Genomic DNA, 559 nt, shown 5'->3' on the forward strand with positions numbered 1-559 from the left:
GGCAATCCGATCTCGTCGACGACGACGCAGGCGATCCGTTACGTTTTGCCGGACTGACCGGCGTACCAATCTAATTTGACCTTTATCGAAAAGGACCATTCGCTATGATTACTCAAATTCTTGCCGTCGCGGGCGAAGCGGCACCGCAGAACCAGTTCGGCTTCATGGAAGCCATGGAACAGGGCGGCGTTATCGCCTGGTCGATCTTCACCGTGCTCGTCATCATGTCGGTCGGCTCGTTCTACATCCTGTTCACCAAGCTCTTCGAGCAGAACAAGATCATGCGTCAGTTCAAGGATGTGCAGGGCTCCTTCTGGAAGACCAGCAGCCTCAAGGAAGGCGCCACCAAGCTGGAAAAGAACAGCGCCTGGCGTCAGCTGGTTGACGACACGGTTCAGGCCGACGAGCAGCATGGCAAGATGACCGACAGCCTCGAAGCCCATGAGTGGCTGCACGGTTCGCTGGCGCGTTCGGAAGCCTATGTGAATGCAAGGCTGGCCGGCGGTCTGCCGTTCCTCGCTTCGGTCGGCGCAACCGCACCGTTCATCGGCCTGCTCGG

1 protein-coding gene is annotated in these 559 nt (G+C 58.5%); it reads left to right on the forward strand.

Features of this window, described 5'->3' with window-relative positions; genetic code table 11:
• Positions 1 to 104: 104 nt before the first annotated feature.
• Positions 105 to 559, forward strand: a 455-nt coding sequence (locus V7650_RS18150; protein WP_442955331.1) for a MotA/TolQ/ExbB proton channel family protein, incomplete at its 3' end; no start/stop codon positions are given.

The sequence above is a fragment of the Parasphingorhabdus sp. genome (assembly GCF_036964565.1).
GTDB lineage: Bacteria > Pseudomonadota > Alphaproteobacteria > Sphingomonadales > Sphingomonadaceae > Parasphingorhabdus.